The organism is Antricoccus suffuscus (assembly GCF_003003235.1).
Lineage (GTDB): Bacteria > Actinomycetota > Actinomycetes > Mycobacteriales > Antricoccaceae > Antricoccus > Antricoccus suffuscus.
On the sequence record NZ_PVUE01000001.1, the window covers coordinates 403,245 to 424,980 of the forward strand.

The following is a 21,736-nucleotide window of genomic DNA, read 5'->3' on the forward strand; positions in this document are numbered from 1 at the left end:
AAAGTATCACAAAGTATCGGTAGAAGTCACTGCCCCGACAGTTGAGCGAGCACCGGAGCGAAGTCGTCAACGAAGTCCTCGGCCACGACGATCTCGTCAACGCCCCAACGTTCTTGGCGTCCTTGCAGTACGTCGACAATCGCGGCCGGATCGGCCGGCAGCATGCCGATGGCGCCGCCGTTGAGCAGCGCATCGCCGTTGATGCCGGCCCGGGCCATATACGCCGGCAGCCGTCCGCCGACGCCCATCGCCTGCAGGGACAGCGGTACGGCGGGTGCAACAGCACGCACCTGTTGCACCGCGGCGTCGAGGTCTTGCTCGGTGGCGGCCGGCCTGAGCGCGAGCGCGACGCAGTCGACGACCGGCGCCGCGGCCGCGATCATCTTCTCGCCGCTCGCGGTCACCACGATCGGTGGCGCCGGCGACACCTCGGCTCGTACGGCGCCCGCGACGTCGAGTAGTTGCTGCCGGCGCTGCGACCCGGTCGGCCACGGGAGACCTAACTGGGTGGCTTCCTTCTGCGCGTCGGGACGTCCGGTCCCCAGACCAAGCTCAAAACGCCCGTCCGACAGGACTTGTAGCGCGGCGGTTTCGCGTACGACGGCAGCCGCCGACCGCAACGGTATGGCGAGCACCCAGGTGCGCAGTCGCAGTGTCGTTGTGACGGCCGCCGCGGCGGCGAGCGTCGGAAACGTGGACGGTATGGCGCCGGCGTCCGGCACCAGGACCGCCTGCCATCCGGCACCCTCGAGCCGTCTGGCTCGCTCGGCCCAATCGGCGCCGCTTGTTGTGGGCGTGGCTATAACGGCAAACTTCATGATGCCTCCAGGGGTCATTGTCGAGGCTAACCCTGCTATCGCCTGTTGCGGAGGTCATCAGTACCGTGCGGATGTGAAGCAAACTGCGTCGTCCGCGAGCGATTCGGTGGACGGGCGCGGGCGAAAACCGCGCGTATGGGCGTTGTACGCCGGCGGGTTTCTTGGCCCGTTCGGCGGCGGGATGACCACGACGATGTTGCCCGAGATGGGACACAGCGTGCACGTCGGTGTCGCCGACGCGGCCCTGTCGATCACCGTCTACATGGTGCCGTTCGCCGCCGTACTGCTGATCTCAGGTTCGCTTGCCGAACGCTGGGGCAAGCAGCGCACCCTGAGGGCGGCGTACGCCGTCTACATCGCCGCCTCGGTGCTGATTTTGTTCGCGTCGAGTCTCGGACTAATACTGCTGGGACGGGGACTGCAGGGGATCGCAAACGCATTCGTGACACCGGTCTTGCTGGCCGTGCTCTCGGACATGGCCAGCTCCGAACGGCTAGGCCGCACTCTCGGGCTGTTCGGGTCGTGCCAGGCCGCCGGGCAGGCCATGGCGCCGTTCGCCGGCGGGATCGCGGCCGAACTCGGCTGGCGATGGGCGTTCGCGGCTTCGGCCGTGGTGGGTCTGGTGCTCATGGTGATGACGCCATCCGGAGGCGCGCGTACGGCGCCCGCCGTCGAGAAGGGATCGGGCAACGTCCTGCGCCGCGGAGTGATCGTCGCGGCACTCGCGGCCGCGGCGGCGTACCTCACGATGATGGGCATGTTGCTGCTCGGCGCACTCATGGCCTCCGACACCTTTGGCGCAAACCCCACTATGCGCGGGCTGGTGGTCGCCAGCTGCGGTGTCGCAGGACTGGCCGCGGGTCCGCTGGTCGGGAGCTTCACCGACCGCGTCGGGATCCGGGTGGCCGGCGCCGTACTCGCGCTCGTCCTAGCCGGCGCCGCAGTGATTGCCGGTCTCGCGCCGGCACTGATCGTGATGGTGCTGGGGATGCTGATCGGCGGCGCAGCGAATACCGGAGTCCGCGCGGCAACCAGCGTGCTGGCCGTGCGGACCGTGCCGAACAACCGGGGCGGCGCGGTGTCGTTCGTGCTGGCCTTCCAGTTCGTCGGCGCCGCGATCGCGCCGGTGATCTGGGTGCCGCTTTACCACGCGAACGGTGACCAGGTCCTCGCCTGGGCCGCGGGCGGAGCCGTCGTTGCCGCGATCCTGCTGGGCGTGTTTTCGGGTACGTCTCGCAAATAGCGAGCGAGTTGGGGTAGTCGGCTTGCGGACGTTTCGCGCCCATACAAATGCTCACATACGTGCCGGTTCGCATCAGGTCCGAAGGGAATCAGTGTGCGCATCGGCACATGTGTACCGGAATGTCACGGGGGTCTGATCGCGGCTAGGTGGCGGTGTCGACGGGGCGGCGTACCGGCAAGATGGCCAGCAGGCCCGCGAGCAGGACGAGCAGGATGCCGATCGTGCCGGCCCGGTCCGAGCTGAACAGGAAGCTGAACAAGCCGAACAGCGCCGGTGCGAGGAACGACACGGCGCGTCCGGTCGTGGCGTAGAGGCCGAACATCTGTCCCTCCTGGCCGACTGGCGACAGGCGCGCCAGGAAGGTGCGCGACGAGGATTGCGCTGGTCCCACGAATAGGCACAGGAACAGCCCGAAGATCCAGAACATCATGCTGCCGGACACGAACAGCAGCACGGTGCCGGCGACCAGCATCCCGACCAGCGAGACCACGATGACCGTCTTAGGTCCGGTGCGGTCGTCGAACCGGCCGGCGGTGAGCGCACCGAGCGCGGACACCACGTTGGCGGCGACGCCGAAGATCAGCACGGACGCGGCGGTAAAGCCGTAGACGTTGACGGCCAGTACGGCGCCGAACGTGAAAACGCCCGCCAGTCCGTCCCTAAACAGCGCGCTCGCGCCGAGGAAGAACACCGTGTGCCGGTCCGAGCGGTAAAGGTCTCGGATGTCGCGAAACAGCTTGCGGTAGGCCTGGAGGAAACTAGGTCGCCGATCGGCGGGGATCCCCTTGACCTCAGGCACCTTGAACAGCACCGGGAGCGCGAACACCGCAAACCAGACCGCGGCAAACAGTGCGACAACCCGGAAGTTCAGCCCGCCGTCCGTGCTGACGCCGAACAGCGCGTCGTCCTTGATGAAGCCGACGTAGCAGACCAGCAGCAGCACGATGCCGCCGAAATAGCCGAGCGACCATCCGAACGCCGACACCCGGCCGATGTTGTGCGGCGTCGAGACCTGCCGCAGCATCGCGTTGTAGGACACCCCGGCGAACTCGATGAAGATCGATCCCGCGCCGAGCAGGACCAGGCCGATCCACAGATAGTGGTAGTCGTCCTTCACGGCGAACAAACCCACCGTGGCCAGCACGGTCAACCCGGTGAATACGCCGAGCGACAGCTTGCGGTGCCCGCCCGCGTCCGCGCGTTGTCCGGTGACCGGTGCGAGTACGGCGATCAGGAAACCCGCGATGCCGAGGGCCCAGCCGAGCCACGTACTGGCGCTGATTCCGCCCGGCAGGTCGTCGCCGACTGCTTTGGTGAGGTACGGGCCGAAAACGAACGTCAGGATGACGGCATTAAATGCGGCCGAGCCCCAGTCCCACAGTCCCCACGCCGCGACCTGACCGCGGGTCGCGGGGCTACGTATCTCATCTGGGCTCATTAGGGCGCTCACCAGCGAAGCGTAGCCGAGGGCGTGCTCCGTTCGTCTCAACTTTCGATGAACACACAGGGCATGTTGTACGCTTAGGAACTTGCATGGGCCAATGTCGTCCCGCGCTCTAAAAAGCACATTAACTGTATCCATCGAGATGCACTTGACGACGGGAGAATGCCGCTATGCAAGCATTCCCGCCACCGCAGGGTTTGTACGACGGACGCCACGAGCACGATGCTTGTGGCGTGGCTTTCGTCGCGACACTGACGGGCGACGCCAGCCACGACATCGTTGCTAAGGCGCTGACTGCGCTGCGCAACCTCGAGCACCGCGGAGCCTCGGGCGCCGAACCAGACTCCGGCGACGGCGCCGGGATCCTTCTGCAGGTTCCGGACGCGTTCTTGCGTGCAGTTGTCGACTTCGATTTGCCCGAGGCCGGGGCGTACGCCGTCGGCACCGCCTTCCTGCCCGGCGATGCCGAGGCCGTGGCGCAGACCCGCCGCCAGATCGAGAAGATCGCCGGCGAGGAAAATCTGACCGTTCTGGGCTGGCGCGACGTACCGATCGAGCCCGGCATGCTCGGCGCGACCGCGCGCGGCGTCATGCCCGCCTTCAGTCAACTGTTCGTCAGCGCCGCAGGCGCGGCGCTGACCGGAATGCCGCTGGAGCGGGCGGCGTACTGCCTGCGCAAGCGTGCCGAGCACGACTCCGACGTCTACTTCCCGTCGCTGTCCTCGCGCACCCTCATCTACAAGGGGATGCTGACCACCGACCAGCTCGACAAGTTCTTCCCTGACCTGGTCGACGAGCGGTTGGCCTCGGCGATGGCCGTCGTACACTCCCGGTTCTCGACCAACACGTTCCCCAGCTGGCCGCTGTCGCACCCCTTCCGGTTCATCGCGCACAACGGCGAGATCAACACGGTGATGGGTAACCGCAACTGGATGCGCGCCCGCGAAGCGCTGCTGCAGAGCGAGCTCATCCCCGGTGACATGGAGCGACTCTTCCCGATCTGTACGCCGGGCGCGTCTGACTCGGCGTCGTTCGACGAAGTGCTCGAGCTGTTGCACATGGGCGGGCGTTCGCTGCCGCACTCGGTGCTGATGATGATCCCCGAGGCATGGGAGAACCACGCCGAAATCGACGAGAAACGCAAAGCGTTCTACGCCTTCCACGCCGCGATGATGGAGCCGTGGGACGGCCCTGCGTGCGTCGTATTCACCGACGGAGCACAAATCGGCGCGGTCCTCGACCGCAATGGTCTGCGGCCCAGTCGCTACTGGGTCACCGACGACGGCCTGGTCGTGCTCGCGTCGGAGGTCGGCGTACTCGACCTCGACCCGGCCACAATTGTCCGTAAAGGCCGGCTGAAGCCGGGCCGGATGTTCCTCGTCGACACCACCGAGCACCGGATCATCGAGGACGAGGAGATCAAGAACGGTCTTGCCGCCGAGCATCCGTACGGCGACTGGCTCAAGACCGGCCAGATCCGCCTTGATGAGGTGCCCGACCGTGAACACGTCGTGCACACTCGCGCGTCGGTTACTCGCCGACAGCAGGTCTTCGGCTACACCGAGGAGGAGCTGCGGATACTGCTGACGCCGATGGCGAACTCGGCCACCGAGCCGATCGGGTCGATGGGCACCGATACGCCGATCGCCGTGCTGTCCGCGCGCCCGCGGCTACTGTTCGACTACTTCTCTCAGTTGTTCGCTCAGGTGACCAACCCGCCGCTCGATGCCATCCGCGAAGAACTCGTCACCTCGCTGCACGGCTCGATCGGCCCAGAGGCCAATCTGCTCGAGCCCTCCGAGGTCTCGTGCCGCCGGATCCTCGTGCCATTCCCGGTCATCGACAACGACGAGCTGGTCAAGATCCGGCACCTCAACCGTGAAGGCACTCTGCCGGGGTTCATCACGCACGTCTCCCGCGGGTTGTATCCCGTGGAAGGCGGCGGCGCGGCGCTCCAGCAGCGGCTCGACGAGATCTGCGCCGAGGTCTCGACCGCGATTGCCGAGGGCGCGCGAATTATCGTGCTGTCCGATCGCCATTCCACGGGCGAACTGGCACCGATTCCGTCGCTTCTTATGACTTCAGCCGTGCATCATCACCTTGTGCGTGAGAAGACCCGGACCCAGGTGGGGCTGGTCGTCGAGGCCGGCGACGTACGCGAAGTGCACCATGTCGCGCTTCTCATGGGATACGGCGCCGCCGCGGTCAATCCGTACCTCGCTATGGAGTCCGTCGAAGACCTCGCGAAGGACGGCTACTACGTCACCGAGGAACCGCATCTCGCAGTGCGCAACCTCGTCAAGTCGCTCGGCAAGGGCGTGCTCAAGGTGATGAGCAAGATGGGTGTCTCGACCGTCGCGTCGTACACCGGTGCTCAGATCTTCGAGGCCGTCGGGCTCGCGCAACCCTTGGTGGACAAGTACTTCACTGGTACGACGACCAAGCTCGGCGGCATCGACCTCGACACCATCGCCGAGGAGGTCGCCCGGCGACACCGCACGGCGTACCCCGTCGACGGTCTTGCGCCCAACCACCGCACGCTCATCATGGGTGGGGAGTACCAGTGGCGCCGCGAAGGTGAAGAGCACCTGTTCGACCCGCAGACGGTCTTCCGGCTGCAGCATTCCACCCGTAACCGTCGCTACGACATCTTCAAGCAGTACACCGACCGAGTCAACGAGCAGTCTGAGCGACTGATGACCTTGCGCGGTCTGTTTAAGTTCAAGGAAGGCCGCGAGTCGGTTCCGATCGACGAGGTGGAGCCGGTTTCGGCGATCGTCAAGCGGTTCTCGACGGGCGCGATGTCGTACGGGTCGATCAGCATGGAGGCGCACGAAACGCTTGCCATCGCGATGAACCAGCTCGGCGGTAAGTCCAACACCGGTGAGGGCGGCGAGGACGCCGAGCGGCTCTATGACCCGCAACGGCGGTCGGCTATTAAGCAGGTCGCGTCCGGCCGGTTTGGCGTGACGTCGGAATACCTCACCAACTCCGACGACATCCAGATCAAGATGGCGCAGGGTGCGAAACCCGGCGAGGGCGGACAGCTTCCCGGCAACAAGGTCTATCCGTGGGTCGCCAAGACCCGCCATTCCACGCCCGGCGTGGGACTGATCTCGCCGCCGCCGCACCACGACATCTACTCGATCGAGGATCTCGCTCAGCTGATCCACGACCTGAAGAACTCCAACCCATCGGCGCGGATCCACGTCAAGCTCGTCGCCGAGGTCGGTGTCGGCACGGTGGCTGCGGGCGTATCGAAGGCGCACGCGGACGTCGTACTGATCTCTGGTCATGACGGTGGCACCGGAGCCGCCCCCATGACGTCGCTGAAGCACGCCGGCGGTCCGTGGGAGCTCGGGCTCGCCGAGACGCAGCAAACCCTGCTGCTCAACGGATTGCGCGACCGGATCGTCGTACAGGCAGACGGTCAGCTCAAAACCGGACGTGACGTGATCGTCGCGGCGCTGTTGGGTGCTGAAGAGTTCGGCTTCGCGACGGCTCCACTTGTGGTGTCCGGCTGCATCATGATGCGTGTCTGTCATCTCGACACCTGCCCGGTCGGCGTCGCGACTCAAAACCCGGTGCTGCGCGAGCGGTTCAGTGGCAAGGCGGAGTACGTCGTCAACTTCTTCGAGTTCATCGCCGAAGAGGTGCGCGAACTGCTCGCGGAACTAGGTTTCCGCAGCATCGAAGAAGCGATCGGGCACGCTGAGGTCATCGACGTCGAGCGTGCGGTCAACCATTGGAAGGCGTCCGGACTTGACCTCAGTCCGGTGTTGTACGTGCCGGAACTCGCCGATGGCGCTCCGCGGCACAACACCACGGGTCAGGACCACGGCCTGGACAAGGCACTGGACAACGAGCTCGTGAGGCTCGCCGAAGACGCGCTCGAACGCGGTGAGCCGGTGCGCGCGCAAGTGTCGATCCGCAACGTCAACCGCACGGTCGGCACGATCCTCGGGCATGAGGTGACTAAGCGTTACAAGGGCGCGGGTCTGCCCGACGGCACGATCGACATCACGTTCACCGGGTCCGCCGGGCAGTCGTTCGGCGCGTTCGTGCCGGCCGGGATCACGTTGCGACTCGAAGGTGACGCTAACGACTACGTCGGTAAGGGACTTTCCGGAGGCCGCATCGTCGTACGCCCAGACCGCGCCGCGACATTCGAGGCGCAACACCAGATCATTGCCGGCAACGTGATCGGGTACGGCGCGACTTCCGGTGAGATCTATCTTCGCGGTCAGGTCGGCGAACGCTTCTGTGTCCGCAACTCCGGCGCCACCGCGGTCGTCGAGGGCGTCGGCGACCACGCCTGCGAATACATGACCGGTGGCAAGGTGGTCATCCTCGGATCAACCGGCCGCAACATCGCGGCTGGTATGTCCGGCGGCGTCGCCTGGATTCTCGATCTCGATGAGGCACGGGTCAACCGCGAGCTCGTCGAGCTGCATCCTGTGGTGGACGAAGCCGCGGATGAGCTGGAAACCGCCGTACGACGGCACTTTGAGGAGACCGGGTCGCCCGTCGCCGAGGCGCTGTTGAAGGACTGGTCCAACAGCCTGACCCGATTTACCGAAGTAATGCCCCGCGACTTCAAGCGCGTACTGGTCGCGCGTGCCGAAGCGCTTGAACAAGGTCTCTCCGAAGAAGAGGCCGCGACTCGGATGATGGAGGCGCTCCATGGCTGATATTAGAGGTTTCCTAAAGCACACACGTGAGGAAGCGGCGCACCGACCGGTAGCCGAGCGCGTCAACGACTGGAACGAAATCTATCCGGACGGCATTCGCCGTGCGTTGCTGCCGATCATCTCTACGCAGGCGAGCCGCTGCATGGACTGCGGTATTCCGTTCTGCCATCAGGGATGCCCGCTCGGCAACATCATCCCGGAGTGGAATGACCTGGTGTACCGCGACGACTGGGAAGGCGCTTCGGAGCGGCTGCACGCGACGAACAACTTCCCGGAGTTCACCGGCCGGCTGTGCCCCGCGCCCTGCGAGACGGCGTGTGTACTCGGGATCAACCAACCAGCGGTCACCATCAAGAACATCGAGGTCTCGATCGCTGACACGGCTTGGGAATCGGGATTCGTGCGCCCTCAGCCGCCCGAGTGGCTTACCGGCAAGACGGTTGCCGTCGTCGGGTCCGGGCCCGCTGGGCTCGCGGCCGCGCAGCAGCTGACCCGCGCCGGTCACACCGTCGTCGTTTACGAGCGCGATGACAAGGTCGGTGGTTTGTTGCGTTATGGGATCCCCGAATTCAAGATGGAGAAGAAACACCTCGAACGCCGTCTCGACCAAATGCGTCGCGAGGGCACGATCTTCCGCCCGGGCGTCGACGTCGGGCTCAAGCCGACCGGACTGGAGCTGACGAAGCGATTCGACGCCGTCGTACTGGCGATCGGCGCGACGGTACGTCGTGATCTGCCGGCGCCGGGTCGTGAGCTCGATGGGATCCACCAGGCGATGGAGTATCTGCCGCAGGCCAACAGGGTCGCTTCGGGCGAAGAGGTCGAAGATCAGATCGTCGCGACCGACAAGCACGTAGTCATTCTCGGCGGCGGCGATACCGGTGCGGACTGTCTTGGTACGGCGCACCGGCAGGGCGCGAAGTCGGTGACCCAGCTGGAGATCATGGCAGAGCCTGGCACCGAACGTTCAGAAGCTCATCCGTGGCCGACGTATCCTGCGATCTTCCGGGTTTCCGGTGCTCACGAGGAGGGCGGCGATCGGGTGTACGCCGTCTCCACAAAGGAGTTCCTCGGCGACGATTCGAGTCATGTGCGGGCGCTTCGGTTGGTCGAAGTTTCTATGCAGGATGGGAAGTTCGAGGAGATCGCGGGTAGCGAACGTGAGATCCCGGCCGATCTGGTGCTCTTTGCGTTGGGCTTCACCGGGCCGCAGCAAGATGGTGTCGTCGAACAACTCGAGACTGAGCTCGATGAGCGGGGCAACGTCGTACGCGATAGTGACTACATGTCCACCACAGATAGGGTTTTTGTGGCTGGTGACTGCGGCCGTGGCCAGTCGTTGATTGTCTGGGCGATCGCCGAGGGTCGCGCCGCGGCGTCGGCGGTGGACAAATACCTCACGGGTGCGACGACGCTGCCGTCGCCGATTCTGCCGACGGAGCGCTCGATCACCGTTTAGACCTGCGCGACGGCGTACCTATTCAACGATGCCGGCCTCGATGGCCGGTTCGCGGTACGCCGCCGCGAGGCTGGCGACAGTTTCGTGGGCATTGAGCCCGCTCGGGTTGGGCACGATCCATAACGGTCTGTCGGCGATCCGCTCTTCCTGTCGACCGGTCTTCGCCTTGGTCTTGCCAAACGCGGTCCGGTACGCCGTGATGCCGGCGATCGCGACGACTCGAGGCTGGTGCGTCGCGACGAACCGCGTGAGCTTTTCAGCGCCTGCTCGAAGCTCGTCTTTGGTTAGCTCGTCCGCGCGAGCAGTCGCGCGAGCCACGACGTTGGTGATGCCGACGCCCCGCTGCGTCAGGTAGTCGCGGTCAGCGTCAGGCATGCCGCTCGACCACGTGAGGTCTCGCTCAGTGATGCCAGCTAGCCGAAGCGCCGGGTAGAACCGGTTGCCCGGATACGCGAAATGCGTCTGGGTCGCGGCAGACCACAGGCCGGGGTTGATGCCGACAAAGAGGAGTTTGAGGTCGGCTGGAATGAGACCGTTCAGGGTGGCGTCGCGGAACGACTCGAGCTCACTCCTGCTGAATCCCACAATCTGCCTCGTCTCTCAGAATCCTCGATTATCCTAAGGCCGTGAATACTCCGCAGCAGCCCGTCCCGCCGGATCTTGTTTTCAAGAGCGGCCTGTATTGGCGCCAGAGTGCGTTCCTCGGCAACAAGACCGTGCCGGTGATCTTGACTCTTGCGGGCGGCTGGCTCACGCTGACCACTCGCACCGAGCAGGTCTTTCAGGTGCCGTTGCCTCAGGTAGCCGTGAAGTTCAGCAAGCTGTCGACCATGTTTCTGACGGTTGCCGGTAAGAAGTATCCGATAGTCGGAATCGGCGCGGGAATCTCACCGAAGTTCTCAGAAGCCCAATTGCAAGAGCTCGCCAATGCTCACGCGACGGCGACGAGCCGGTACGCCGGCAGCGTGCCGGGCCTCATGCAAGGTAGCCCGCTGGGCGGTCTCGCGGCCTCAGTCGCCGACTTCTCGAGGATCCGCGCCAACATCGCGCCGTGGAAGGAAATCTTCGGCGCGCACGGCCTCTAACCGCCGACATTCTCACCCGCAAGCGAGATATTGGCGTCCGGACCCTAGCCGGATCTTAGGTTGCAGCCGCGAGATCAACCGGGATGCGTTCGATGTTGGAGTAGTCGAGGTGCGCGGTGTGCGGTGGTGCCGGGAGTCGTACTCGAGACCGGCCTGTGGATAGACGCGAGACCGTCCGCGTGCAGTGCAGTCCGTGGTCGGGGACCGGATCGGCATACGGAAGCGACGGACGGCGAGAAATTCGTGACGGACGAGCGGACATTCGTGATCCTTCTATGTTTGTCAAGCCGGGTTTGGGGCCGGTTTCGTCTTGTTGAGGGTTCGGTAGATCTGTCGGGCGAGGTAGCGTTTGAGGACCCGTTGGATGTCCCTGGTTGTTTTGCCTTCGGCGCGGCGTTTGTCGACGTAGGTCTTGGTGTCGGGGTCGCGTCTCATGCGGGTGATGGTGACGAAATACAGTGCCCGGTTCAGGCGCCGGTCGCCGCCGCGGTTGAGGCGGTGTCGTCCGGTGGTGTTGCCCGAGGACGCCGGGATCGGGTTCACGCCGGCCAGGGCGGCGAACGCGGCCTCGGAACGCACCCGGCCTGGATGCGACCACGCGGCCAGGCAGGTCGCGGCGGTGACCGGCCCGATACCGGTCTCTTGTAGCAGGGGCGCGGCCTGGCTGGATTGCACTGCCTGGCGCAGGCGCGTGGTGTTCTCGGTGAGGTCGCGGTCGAGGGCGTGGATCCGCCCGGCTAGGCGGTTCGCTTCGGCGCGGGCGGCCTGATTGGCCAGTGGTTCTTTGTGGACTCTCCAGCGCGCGGCCTGGCTGACCTGCGCGGCGGTCAGTGGCCGGCGGGCGTCGATGCCCAGGTCGTGCACGCGCAGCAGCGCGGTCAACGCGTTCACCGCGCGGGTACGCTCGCCGGTCATCGCTTCGCGGGCGGTCAGCAGGATCTGCAGCGCGGCGCGCACGCCGCTGTCGGCTCGGGGGCGGCGCAACGTGGTCACGTCCAGGCCACGCACGGCGTCGGCTATCCGCCGCGCGTCGAGGGGGTCGGACTTACCGATCCCGTGCTGGGCGCGGGCGTTCATCGCCGGCGCCTCGGCGACCTGCCAGCCGCCGGCAGCGACCGCGCCGGCTAACAACGCGCCGTAGGAGGCGATGCCCTCGATCACCCACAGCGTGTCGGTGACCGCGCCGGTACGGTGTGCTACCCAGTCGATCGCGCGCCGCAGGCCCGCGGCGGTAGTCGGGAACTGGCAAGTCTGGATGTGTTCGCCGGTGTCGGCGGCGATGAGCGCGTACACGTGGTTGCGGGCGTGGGTATCCACGCCTACCACGAATCTGAAGTGATGCGCGACGATACTAGACATAGCGGTCTGATCCTCTCCGTTGCAGGAATGTGCGGTCCGGCCGTGACGGTCGGCGCCGATCCTGGGGTGGATCACTTCGGAACAGGTCTGTGATGAGTCACGCCACGGGTGTGGTGGACAGCCTTCTGATCAGGTCACCGTAGTGGGCCAGGCAGGCGCCGGCCGCCAACCCCGGGGATCGGACAGATCACGAACAAGGCACCCTTGCGAGGCCAGACGGATGGAGAGTCACAACCACGGAGCAGAACGGTCAACGCCTACCCTGCCAGCCAGTCCCAGACCAGCCACCACCACACTCACAGACGGATCGCGCTGGGCGAGTGTGACGAATCAGCGTGTCGGCTGGGCGCTTGACCAGAGATTCGCTTAACAACTGTCGACCTAGCATGCTGTCATGACAGCAGCCAAGGTCTACACCATTCGCGTCCCCGAGAGCGATGCGCAGCAGATCGAGTTCGTCGCACGCGTCGAGGGTCTGTCCATAAATGAGCTCTTCCGGACGGCCCTTGATCAGTATTTTGAAGTGCTGAGAGACGACGCCGGCTTCGTCGGTAGGGCAAAGGCTCAGCTGGCCCACGATCGCAAGATTGCTAAGCGGCTCGTATGACGGAGGCGATCGCTGAGCAGCCGGCCCGGCTTCCGGGGCGAAGACCGTTGTTGTCGCGACCGCCGGAGTGGTTTGACAGGTTCCTCGGTTCCGACCCGGGCATGACGCGGCTGCGGATGGCGCTACAAGGTGTCATCACGATTGCGTGCGCGTTGCTCGCCGAATACCTATTCGTGCATCTGACAGGCGCCCTCGAAATCGATCCGGGCCCGGTGGATCTTCCGCCCGCGCAGGCCGCGGCGATCGCGGGGCAGCACCATGCGGTTCTCGTCATCGCCATGATGCTCGGTGCAGTGACCGCCATGAACGGCTCGTTCATGGCTGGTAGCGCGTCCAGCCCCGGCGAACAGCTGATCAACTATTTGCTTATGCCGATACCGCTGGTGGCCGGCCTCGCAACGGGTCTGGCGCTCGGCGCGTATCGCACCCTCGCGCTTCTCTCACTTGTCATCTTCCTCGCGGTCGGCGCCTACTGTCGCCGGTTCGGGCCACGAGGGTTCTTCGGCGGCACATTGCTGTTCATGGGCGGCTTCTTCGGGTTCTTCTTACACAGCGCGATCGGGCTGGCCGACATAGGCTGGCTCGCCGCGGAGATCTGCGTCGGCGTACTCGTCACCATTCTCGTCAACTTCGTGTTCTTCTACCCGAGGCCGCAACGTGCGCTCGACCGGCTGCGGCGCAGCTATACGGTCCGGGCGCGATCGGTCGCGGCGTACGCCGCCGCCCTGTTTGAGACGGACCACGACCTGGAGCGCGCGGCCACCCGCTTGCATCGACAGCTGATACGGCTCAACGAGACGGCGCTGATGATCGACGCACAGTTGGGACATCCGAGGTTGAGCGCGCCCGGCTTTCCGGCCACCGCGCTGCACCAGCGGCTGTTCGACGCCGAGCTTGCGCTGGGCAACGTCGCTCGGTTCTCCGAGGCTATCTGCCGGCTTGAGACAAGGCCTCATGTCCTCGACCGGGTCCATCGGGCACTCACCGCAATCCGCGATGGGGACGGGGCGAGCGCGCGCGCTTTGGCCAACCAAGTGCTCGACGAGCTTCGCGCCACAGCAGAGTCCGAACAGTACGGCTCCCGAGGCCGGGTGCTTCTGCATCGTTTCGGTACGTCGGTGATCACGTTGATCGATGCACTCGAGGCGTGGCGCACGGTCGGCGTTGAGGAGCCGGCGACCGAACCCGATGAGTTCACGCCGTCGGTGGAGTTGATGGCAGGGTGGCTGCCAGGATCGCGGTCGGTCAGCGCGACCGCCTCAAACGAACGCGGCGTGGGCCGTCTGGACCGCATCGCGCTGACTCCGAACGTCCGAGTTGCGATCCAGATGGCTGTCGCGGTGACCATCGCGATCCTGCTCGGCGAGTTGCTGTCCGAACGCCGGTTCTATTGGGCACTGATCGCGGTATTCGTCTCGTTTATGGGCACCAGCAACGTACGCGAGCAGGTCAACAAGTCTTTCTACCGTGTGGTGGGTACGTTCATCGGAATCATGCTCGGCGCCCTGGTGGCCCACGGCGTCCGCAATCACACCAGCCTGGGAATTGTGGTGATCCTCGGTGCGGTCTTCCTCGGCATGTACCTGATGCGCATCAGCTACATGTTCATGGTTATCGGGATCACCGTGATGGTGTCATTGCTGTACGTCCAGTTGAACGAGTTCTCCGACTCGTTGCTTGTGCTGCGCCTCGAGGAGACCGCGATAGGCGGCGCGGTTGCCATCATTACCGTGCTCTGCGTCTTCCCGTTGCGGACCGGTCGGGTGCTGCGGGTTGCCGCCCGCGAATACATCAGCGCACTGTCATCGGTGGCGACCGCCAGCGCGCGGTTGCTCATCGACCCAGCCCACGCGGTCGACCTGCGCCCAGCAGCACGGCAGGTCGACGCGGCGTACCAGGCACTCGACACCACCGTGCGCGCGATTCGACTGCCATTTTGGTCGCCGCAAGGGGACGGCAAGATCACCGAGCTGGTGCAAATCGCCGCCGCGACACGCAACTATGCGCTCGAGCTCGTCTCCGAAGCCGCACACGTGCAGCCGGTCGAGTGCGCCCGCACGCAGCTGGAAGACGCCATCGGAACGTTCGAGACGTCGCTGTCGGCCGTGGTTGTGAAACTCGGCGGTGAAGCAGAAGGTGACAATGAAGGGGAAGGCGACGGCGTCTACATTCGATCCGCGTCGCTGTTCGACCAAGTCATGACCTCGATCCCCGAGCATTTCGAATCTGGTCCGGGGCGCCGGATCCTGCGCGACCTTGTCCTCATCGACTCCGCTATGGCCTCCATCGCGGAGACCGCGGGGATGACCGTACGGGCACTGGACACGAACGCTTCGGCTATCGACGTCGAACACCGCGCGTAGACCGGGCCCGGCCGCTCAGAATTTGCGCGCAGCCTCGCCCGGCATCCGCTCCTCTGCGGCACTTGGTGTGTTTGGCAGGCTCGTCAGAGTTCCACGTCGCCGGAGCGGAGCGAGGCAAGGATCGTACGCAGGAGAATCTCGTCCGTGCCGTCCGCGACCCGCAAGGCCCGGAACGTGCTCAGCGCTTCGACGAGATGCAGCTCGTTGGAGAACCCGATCGCGCCGTGCGTCTGGATGGCGCGATCGACCGCATAATTGGCGGCCTCGATCGCGAGGTACTTCATCATCGGAAGCTCCTTGCGAGCAGGCCTACCTTCATCAAGAAGTCGAGCCGTGTTGAGTGCGACGAGATGCGCTGCGTGAAGTCGCGCCGATGCCTCAGCAAGCGGGTGACCAATTGCTTGCCGGTCGAGCAGCGGCTCGCCGAACGTCTCACGCTGAGCCCCATAGTCAAGCGCCGTCTGGAGGGCCCAGGTGCCGGTGGCGACTGCGCGCGCAGAGTTGTAGATCCGTCCGAGCGAGACTCCCTGCATCGCGGCGCGGAACCCTCGATGCTGGGTGCCGATCAACTGCCATGGCTCAAGTCGGACATCCTCAAAGACGGTCTCGCCCTCGTTGCCGCCGATCTCGCCCCACATCTTGATGATCGAATGCAGCTCGAGTCCGGGACTGTCCATCGGGACCAGGAAGGCGCTGATGCCGCCCTTGCGCGCGGCTTGGGCGTCGGGGTCGGTCACGGCGAACACGACCATCCAGTCGGCGATCGGGACGTGCGTGGTCCAGATCTTGCGACCGTTGAGCGCCCATCCATCGCCGGACGGCGTGGCTCTGGTGGTCATCGCCATCGCATCCGAGCCGGCTCCGGGTTCTGACATTCCGAAGCAGAGGATTTGTTCACCGCTGATCAGGTTCGGCCATACTCGCTCCTTGACCTCATCGGTGATTCCCTCTAGAGCGATGCTGGGCCCAAAGGCCCAGTGTGAGATGGCGAACTGGGCCAGCCAGTTGCCGGGCGGGCACAACTCGTACACCCGTTTCCATGCTAGGTAGTAGGCCAGGTGTCCGAGTCCCGAACCTCCGAGGTGGGTCGGGACAGCGAGGTTGAAGTATCCAGCCTCGGCAGATGCCATGCGTATGTCTCGAATGATCTGGACGACCTCCGGAACGAGACGCCCGTCATTGTCATAGTGCTGTCGTGGGTCCTCGAGAAGCGCGCGGTGCGTCTCGTGTCGCCCAATCACTTCCTTCCGGACAAATCCGTCCAGTCCGGACACGAGGTCGGCGAGGTAATCAGGGATGAGATCCGACGTTGGGCTGCTAGACATGGGGAGGCGCTGCCTTTCGGGTGACGCTGGGTTCTGATGCCGTTTCCGCTTAAGTCCAATCTGTCATATCAAGGTCGTAATGTCCGGCCGCCGCAGAAGTTGTGCCGGCGCTATAAGAACGCGCGACGCTCACCCGCAACCGGCATCCTGTGCGTTCGCCGTTACCAGGGATTTACGCGTGACGCGGATTTCTGAAACATCGCATTCCTAGCCTCATGACTATCACCCACGACGTGGGTCATAGATGGAGGCCGAATGTGACCACCCAAAGCGTGAACCAACAACCGTCCGAGACCGCACCCAAGAACCCGGTCCACCGCAGTGGCCGCTGGATCGACAACTGGGACGCCGAGGACGAGACCTTCTGGCGCAACGGCGGCAAGAAGATCGCCAACCGAAACCTCGGTATCTCGGTCTTCGCGGAGTTCCTCGGGTTTGGGATATGGGCGCTCTGGAGCATCGTCGTACCGCAGCTGAACTCTGTGGGCTTCGCCTTCACCATCGACCAACAGTTCTGGCTGATCGCCGTGCCCAGCCTTGTCGGAGCTACCCTTAGAATCCCTTATACGTTCGCGATCCCAATGTTCGGGGGGCGCAATTGGACCGTTGTCTCGGCGTTATTGCTCCTGGTGCCGACCGGGTTGCTTGCTTACTTTGTCTCCCGTCCAGAGACATCGTTCGGCGTCATGCTCCTCGTGGCTGCGACGGCCGGCGTCGGCGGTGGAAATTTCGCGTCGTCGATGGCCAATATCTCGTTCTTCTACCCGCAGAAGGAGAAGGGGAGAGCGCTTGGGCTTAACGCGGCCGGGGGCAACGTCGGTACGGCGGCCGTTCAGTTCGCCGTACCGATTGTGATCGCTATCGGTGCTGGCATCGCGCTGGAGCGCGCTGGGCTGATGATGATCCCGTTCATTCTGCTCGCCGGGTTCCTCGCATGGCGTTTCATGGACAACCTCACGTCCGCCAAGGCCGACTTCCGGGCGTTCGCCGCCGCGGCCCGCAACAAGCACACCTGGATCATCTCCTTCCTCTACATCGGGACATTTGGGTCGTTCATCGGTTACTCCGGCGCATTTCCGACCCTGCTCAAGGGCCAGTTTCCGCAGATGACGCTGTCGATCGCTTTCATGGGGGCACTTGTCGGCTCCCTAACCCGCCCGCTCGGCGGCATTATCGCCGACAAGGTCGGCGGTGCGAGGGTGACGATTGCGTCGTTCATCGTCATGGCCATCGGCGCGTACGGCGCGATCCTGGCGCTTGGGTCAGGGAACTTCATCTTGTTCTTCCTCTCATTCATGCTGCTGTTCATCGCGACGGGGGTCGGCAACGGTTCGACGTACCGGATGATTCCGGCCGTGTTTACAGTGAATCCGAAAGCGGCGGCCGGCTGTATCGGCATCGCGGGCGCGATTGGCGCATTCGGCGGCTTCCTCATTCCGCGTGGATTCGCGGTCTCTAACCAGATCGCGGGAAGCCTCATACCGGCGCTGTATGTCTTCATCGGCGTCTATCTGGTGATGGCCGTGACGACCTGGGCGGTCTACCAACGCCGTGGTGCCCCGATGGCGACTGCGAAGATCTAATGTCTCGACCGGATCCCACCAACACGCACTGCCCGTACTGCGCCCTGCAGTGTGCGATGTCCCTCGCTGGAGACGACGTCTCAGAGCTCGAGGTCAAGGGCCGAGACTTCCCGACCAACAACGGCGGAATGTGTCAGAAGGGTTGGACGAGTGCAGCGGTCCTGAGTACGCCGGACCGCATCACGAGCCCACTCATCAAAGACGCGGACGGCGAGCTGCGCAGCGCGTCATGGGGCGCGGCGCTGGACCTTGTGGCAGCGCAAATCCGCGTGACGCAAGAGAAGTACGGCGAGGACTCCGTTGCGGTCTTCGGCGGGGGCGGCCTGACGAACGAGAAGGCCTACGCGCTGGGCAAGTTCGCGCGCACGGTGCTGCGCACGCCGAACATCGATTACAACGGCCGGTTCTGTATGGCCAGCGCGGCCGCGGCGGTGAACCGATCCCTCGGGATCGACCGCGGACTACCCTTCCCGTTGACGGATCTGGGTGGTGCGCAGGCGATTCTCCTGCTTGGAAGTAACGTCGCCGAGACGATGCCGCCGTCGTTGCGGCACTTCGCCGGTGCGCGTGAGCGAGGCGGACTGGTGGTCGTCGACCCACGTCGGTCGGCTACCGCGGCCCTGACCGAGGACGGTGCGGGAATGCACCTGCAACCGGTCCCCGGCACCGATCTGGTCGTTCTTCTCGCGCTGTTGCACATCGTGTGGGCGGAGAACCTCGCAGACCGGGACTACCTGTCAGATAGGACAAGTGGCGCCGGCGATGTACGCCGAAGCGTCGCGACCTGGTGGCCGGAGCGTGCAGAGCAGGTATGTGGAATAGCGGCCGACGAGCTGCGCCAGGTGGCGCGGGCCTTGGCGGCGGCGTCCGCGTCACGAGGCGGGACAGGCGCCTACATCCTGACCGGACGAGGTGTGGAGCAGTCGACGCAGGGGACTGCGACCGTCACGGCGGCGATCAACCTCGCGCTCGCGCTCGGTCTACCGGGGCGTCAGGGCAGTGGGTACGGCGCCATCACCGGCCAGGGCAACGGGCAGGGCGGACGTGAGCATGGGCAGAAATCCGATCAGCTGCCCGGTTATCGCAAGATCGACGACCCGCTAGCACGCGCGCACGTCGCGAAGGTCTGGGGCGTGGACCCGGCATCGATCCCGGGTCCGGGTAAGCCCGCGGTGCAGCTACTCCAGGACCTTGGAACCTCTGGCGGCCCGAAGATCCTGATGGTCCACGGCAGCAATCTCGCCGTCAGCGCACCCAACGCCGGCAACGTCATTGACCGACTCAGGTCGCTGGACATGCTCGTCGTATGCGATTTCGTCCCGTCCGAGACGGCACTTCTCGCGGACGTCGTACTGCCGGTCACCCAATGGGCGGAGGAAGAGGGCACCATGACCTCCCTCGAGGGACGGGTGATCCGGCGCCGTAAGGCACTCGATCCTCCGGAGGGCGTGCGATCCGAACTGGAGGTCCTCGCAGAACTTGCCGCCAGGCTCGCGCCGTCGGTCAGCTTCGACACCGACCCATCAGTGGTGTTCGACGAACTTGCCCGGGCCAGTGCGGGCGGGCCGGCCGACTACAGCGGGCTGAGCCACGAGCGCCTCGACAGCGAGCCCGTGTCCGGCTACTACTGGCCGGTACCGCGGCCGGATCATCCTGGTACGCCGAGGCTCTTCCAAGACGGGTTCCCAACTACCGATGGGAAAGCGCGCATGGTGGCCGTCGATCACGTGGGCCCGAACGAAGATCTGCGCGCCGATGCGCCGATCTACCTCCTCACCGGGCGCGTGCTGTCGCACTACCAGTCGGGCGCGCAAACTCGCCGCATCTCTGAGCTCAACCGAGCCGAGCCAGCGCCGTACGTCGAAATGCATCCGCTGCTGGCGATCCGGCTCGGGGTCGATGACGGTGACGCCGTACGGCTGACCACGAGCCGCGGATCGATTGAGGCGGTGGCGCGGTGGAACGACAAGATCCGGCCAGACAGCGTTTTCATGCCCTTTCATTGGGGTGGGTCAGGCAGCGTCAACCAGATCACGAACGATGCGACAGACCCGATCTCCGGAATGCCGGAGTTCAAAGTGTGCGCGGTCGACGTCCAATGCTTAGCAAAGGTCAGCCGATGACAGACAAAAAGGTTGTCGTCGTCGGCAACGGCATGGTCGGCTCGAGGTTCGTCGAGGACCTTGTGGCCCGGGACCCGGATGAGCGGTTCCAGATCACCGTGCTCGGAGCGGAGGAGTACGCCCCTTACAACCGAGTGCTGCTCAGCGAGGTCGTGGCGGGCAACGTCGGTGTGGCGTCATTGACGTTGCCGTCGACGAACGATTCGCCTAGAGCACGCATCATGCGTGGGACGACGGCCATTGCGCTGGATCGACGTGGCCGGCGCGTCATCACCGCGGACGGGGGTGTCCATCCGTATGACTACGTCGTACTCGCCGCCGGCTCGAAGGCGAGAATCCCGGCTACTAGGGGACTATCGCCTATCGGCGGACTTCCCGCCGGCGTCCACGCACTGCGCACCCTTGATGACGCCCGTGAGATCGTGGCCGCGACCGTGAATGCCCGGCGCGCAGTAGTCGTGGGCGGGGGAGTGCTCGGGCTCGAGGCAGCCTGTGGGTTAGCGAAGCGCGGGCTCCGGGTGACGCTGCTTCACGGTTCGTCGAATGTGATGGGTCGCCAGCTCGGACCGGAGGCGGCCGCCGTGGTCGCGCGCGCGGTCGCGGGCCTGGACATCGATCTGCGCACAGATGTCGTGACCGAGCAATTCGTCCTCCGGGACGGCCGGGTGACAGCCGTGCGGTTTGCCGCCGAGCAGATCGATACCGACCTGGTCGTGCTGGCGTGCGGCACGATCCCGGAGACCGTGATCGCTTCCAGCGCGGGCCTTTCGGTCGCAGAGGGTGTCGTGGTGAATCGCAACCTCGCGAGCCCGGATGATCCGTGCGTCTTCGCCATCGGCGATTGTGCGCAACCGTCCGAGGGCTCGAGCGGTTTGATTGCGCAAGGGTGGGAGCAGTCGCGGCGCCTTGCTGCCCAACTGACACGTTCACGCGCTCCGGAGTCGCCCACGCTGATCCGCGATACGCCGCGTCGACCGAGCATGGCGCTGCGCATCGCAATGGAGCACCTATCTTCTGCTCAGCTCGACGCGCGCGGCACCGACGTCGTACGTCTCAAGGCGGCCGGTCTCGACGTCGTGACCATGGGCGCCCGCCCGGATGCGGCGAATTCTGCGCAACGGGTCGTGCGCCTCAGCGATCCTGCGGCGGGCCGTTTCCTTGAAGTGGTCGTCGAAGACGGCCGACTCACAGGGGCCGTCTGTGTCGGGTCGGGTCAGGTCGGTGCCGACCTCGTCGTGACCTACACGCGGGGTACGCCGGTGCCGACCGACCCTGCGTACCTCCTGCTGCGGTCTTTAGGTGGTACGCCGGCCACGGCGAACGACCCCACCGCCATGCCGGAGGACACAGCGGTCTGCCGCTGTAATGGGGTGACGAAACGAGACATCGTCACCGGATGGCGAGACGGCGCGGCTACGCTTGATCAGATTGCGTCCGTCACGCGGGCGACCACCGGTTGCGGCGGCTGCAAAGAGGCGGTGGCCGGCCTTATCGACTGGATGGCGAAGTCCGACCCCGACCGGTCGTCCTCTCCCATAGGCGGCGCCGGCGGAGAGAACAGTGTTACGGCCCCGAAACACGCGGTTACGACGGCGAAACCGTTGATGCACTCGGCCGAAACCCGCCGTGGATAACG

General features: G+C 65.0%; 14 protein-coding genes. 9 read left to right on the forward strand and 5 right to left on the reverse strand.

The features are described from left to right. Window positions 1-26: 26 nt before the first annotated feature. A complete protein-coding gene (locus CLV47_RS01965; protein WP_106347302.1) occupies window positions 27-818 on the reverse strand; it encodes an LLM class flavin-dependent oxidoreductase in 792 nt (263 codons plus the stop codon). Window positions 819-891: 73 nt separating this feature from the next. On the opposite strand from CLV47_RS01965, the gene CLV47_RS01970 reads away from it, so the two are divergent. Next, the gene (locus tag CLV47_RS01970; protein ID WP_170110919.1) at window positions 892-2,061 is read left to right on the forward strand and encodes an MFS transporter; all 1,170 of its coding nucleotides are present in this window, start codon (window positions 892-894) and stop codon (window positions 2,059-2,061) included. A gap of 142 nt (window positions 2,062-2,203) precedes the next feature. Here the strand turns inward: CLV47_RS01970 and CLV47_RS01975 are convergent, their stop codons facing one another. Continuing rightward, the gene (locus CLV47_RS01975; protein WP_202862327.1) at window positions 2,204-3,511 is read right to left on the reverse strand and encodes an MFS transporter; all 1,308 of its coding nucleotides are present in this window, start codon (window positions 3,509-3,511) and stop codon (window positions 2,204-2,206) included. 164 nt (window positions 3,512-3,675) lie between these two features. Between CLV47_RS01975 and gltB the strand changes: the two genes are divergently transcribed. Together gltB and CLV47_RS01985 are read left to right on the forward strand one after the other, a co-directional pair. Then, window positions 3,676-8,196 carry a glutamate synthase large subunit gene (gltB, locus tag CLV47_RS01980; RefSeq protein ID WP_106347305.1) on the forward strand — a complete coding sequence of 1,507 codons (4,521 nt, stop codon included), beginning with the start codon at window positions 3,676-3,678 and terminating at the stop codon, window positions 8,194-8,196. After that, window positions 8,189-9,655, forward strand: coding sequence for a glutamate synthase subunit beta (locus CLV47_RS01985; RefSeq protein WP_106347306.1), 1,467 nt, complete (start codon window positions 8,189-8,191; stop codon window positions 9,653-9,655). Before gltB ends, CLV47_RS01985 begins: the two co-directional genes overlap by 8 nt. Before the next feature lie 18 nt (window positions 9,656-9,673). On the opposite strand, the gene CLV47_RS01990 is transcribed toward CLV47_RS01985, so the two are convergent. Further along, window positions 9,674-10,240: a mismatch-specific DNA-glycosylase gene (locus CLV47_RS01990; RefSeq protein ID WP_106347307.1), complete on the reverse strand. Its 567-nt coding sequence runs from the start codon at window positions 10,238-10,240 to the stop codon at window positions 9,674-9,676. A gap of 41 nt (window positions 10,241-10,281) precedes the next feature. On the opposite strand from CLV47_RS01990, the gene CLV47_RS01995 reads away from it, so the two are divergent. Next, window positions 10,282-10,740, forward strand: coding sequence for a hypothetical protein (locus CLV47_RS01995; protein WP_106347308.1), 459 nt, complete (start codon window positions 10,282-10,284; stop codon window positions 10,738-10,740). Window positions 10,741-11,022: 282 nt separating this feature from the next. Here CLV47_RS01995 and CLV47_RS02000 read toward each other — a convergent pair whose 3' ends face one another. Next, on the reverse strand, window positions 11,023-12,099 hold the full coding sequence (locus tag CLV47_RS02000) for an IS110 family RNA-guided transposase (protein WP_106347489.1): 1,077 nt from the start codon (window positions 12,097-12,099) through the stop codon (window positions 11,023-11,025). Window positions 12,100-12,493: 394 nt separating this feature from the next. Here CLV47_RS02000 and CLV47_RS02005 point away from each other — a divergent pair, with 394 nt between their 5' ends. Together CLV47_RS02005 and CLV47_RS02010 are read left to right on the forward strand one after the other, a co-directional pair. After that, window positions 12,494-12,706, forward strand: a complete 213-nt coding sequence (locus CLV47_RS02005; RefSeq protein WP_106347309.1) for a ribbon-helix-helix protein, CopG family — start codon at window positions 12,494-12,496, stop codon at window positions 12,704-12,706. Beyond that, entirely contained in the window at window positions 12,703-15,069 is a 2,367-nt protein-coding gene (locus tag CLV47_RS02010) for an FUSC family protein (RefSeq protein WP_106347310.1), read from the forward strand. Before CLV47_RS02005 ends, CLV47_RS02010 begins: the two co-directional genes overlap by 4 nt. A gap of 83 nt (window positions 15,070-15,152) precedes the next feature. Here CLV47_RS02010 and CLV47_RS02015 read toward each other — a convergent pair whose 3' ends face one another. Next, window positions 15,153-16,394: an acyl-CoA dehydrogenase family protein gene (locus tag CLV47_RS02015; RefSeq protein WP_106347311.1), complete on the reverse strand. Its 1,242-nt coding sequence runs from the start codon at window positions 16,392-16,394 to the stop codon at window positions 15,153-15,155. A 257-nt stretch (window positions 16,395-16,651) separates the two neighbouring features. On the opposite strand from CLV47_RS02015, the gene CLV47_RS02020 reads away from it, so the two are divergent. Genes CLV47_RS02020 through CLV47_RS02030 form a run of 3 tightly spaced genes read left to right on the forward strand, consistent with a single transcriptional unit; the run spans window position 16,652 to window position 21,734 of the window. After that, the gene (locus CLV47_RS02020; RefSeq protein WP_238145169.1) at window positions 16,652-17,977 is read left to right on the forward strand and encodes an MFS transporter; all 1,326 of its coding nucleotides are present in this window, start codon (window positions 16,652-16,654) and stop codon (window positions 17,975-17,977) included. Further along, window positions 17,977-20,100, forward strand: coding sequence for a molybdopterin oxidoreductase family protein (locus tag CLV47_RS02025; RefSeq protein ID WP_106347313.1), 2,124 nt, complete (start codon window positions 17,977-17,979; stop codon window positions 20,098-20,100). The genes CLV47_RS02020 and CLV47_RS02025 overlap by 1 nt, the downstream gene beginning before the upstream one ends. Beyond that, window positions 20,097-21,734, forward strand: a complete 1,638-nt coding sequence (locus CLV47_RS02030) for an FAD-dependent oxidoreductase (RefSeq protein ID WP_106347314.1) — start codon at window positions 20,097-20,099, stop codon at window positions 21,732-21,734. Before CLV47_RS02025 ends, CLV47_RS02030 begins: the two co-directional genes overlap by 4 nt. Window positions 21,735-21,736: the final 2 nt, after the last annotated feature.

Excerpts from the sequence above, each read along its gene's own strand:
- CLV47_RS01965 (WP_106347302.1), bottom strand. The coding sequence starts at position 818 with ATGAAGTTTGCCGTTATAGCCACGCCCACAACAAGCGGCGCCGATTGG.
- gltB (WP_106347305.1), top strand. The coding sequence starts at position 3,676 with ATGCAAGCATTCCCGCCACCGCAGGGTTTGTACGACGGACGCCACGAG.
- CLV47_RS01985 (WP_106347306.1), top strand. The coding sequence starts at position 8,189 with ATGGCTGATATTAGAGGTTTCCTAAAGCACACACGTGAGGAAGCGGCG.
- CLV47_RS02000 (WP_106347489.1), bottom strand. The coding sequence starts at position 12,099 with ATGTCTAGTATCGTCGCGCATCACTTCAGATTCGTGGTAGGCGTGGAT.
- CLV47_RS02005 (WP_106347309.1), top strand. The coding sequence starts at position 12,494 with ATGACAGCAGCCAAGGTCTACACCATTCGCGTCCCCGAGAGCGATGCG.
- CLV47_RS02010 (WP_106347310.1), top strand. The coding sequence starts at position 12,703 with ATGACGGAGGCGATCGCTGAGCAGCCGGCCCGGCTTCCGGGGCGAAGA.
- CLV47_RS02015 (WP_106347311.1), bottom strand. The coding sequence starts at position 16,394 with ATGTCTAGCAGCCCAACGTCGGATCTCATCCCTGATTACCTCGCCGAC.
- CLV47_RS02025 (WP_106347313.1), top strand. The coding sequence starts at position 17,977 with ATGTCTCGACCGGATCCCACCAACACGCACTGCCCGTACTGCGCCCTG.
- CLV47_RS02030 (WP_106347314.1), top strand. The coding sequence starts at position 20,097 with ATGACAGACAAAAAGGTTGTCGTCGTCGGCAACGGCATGGTCGGCTCG.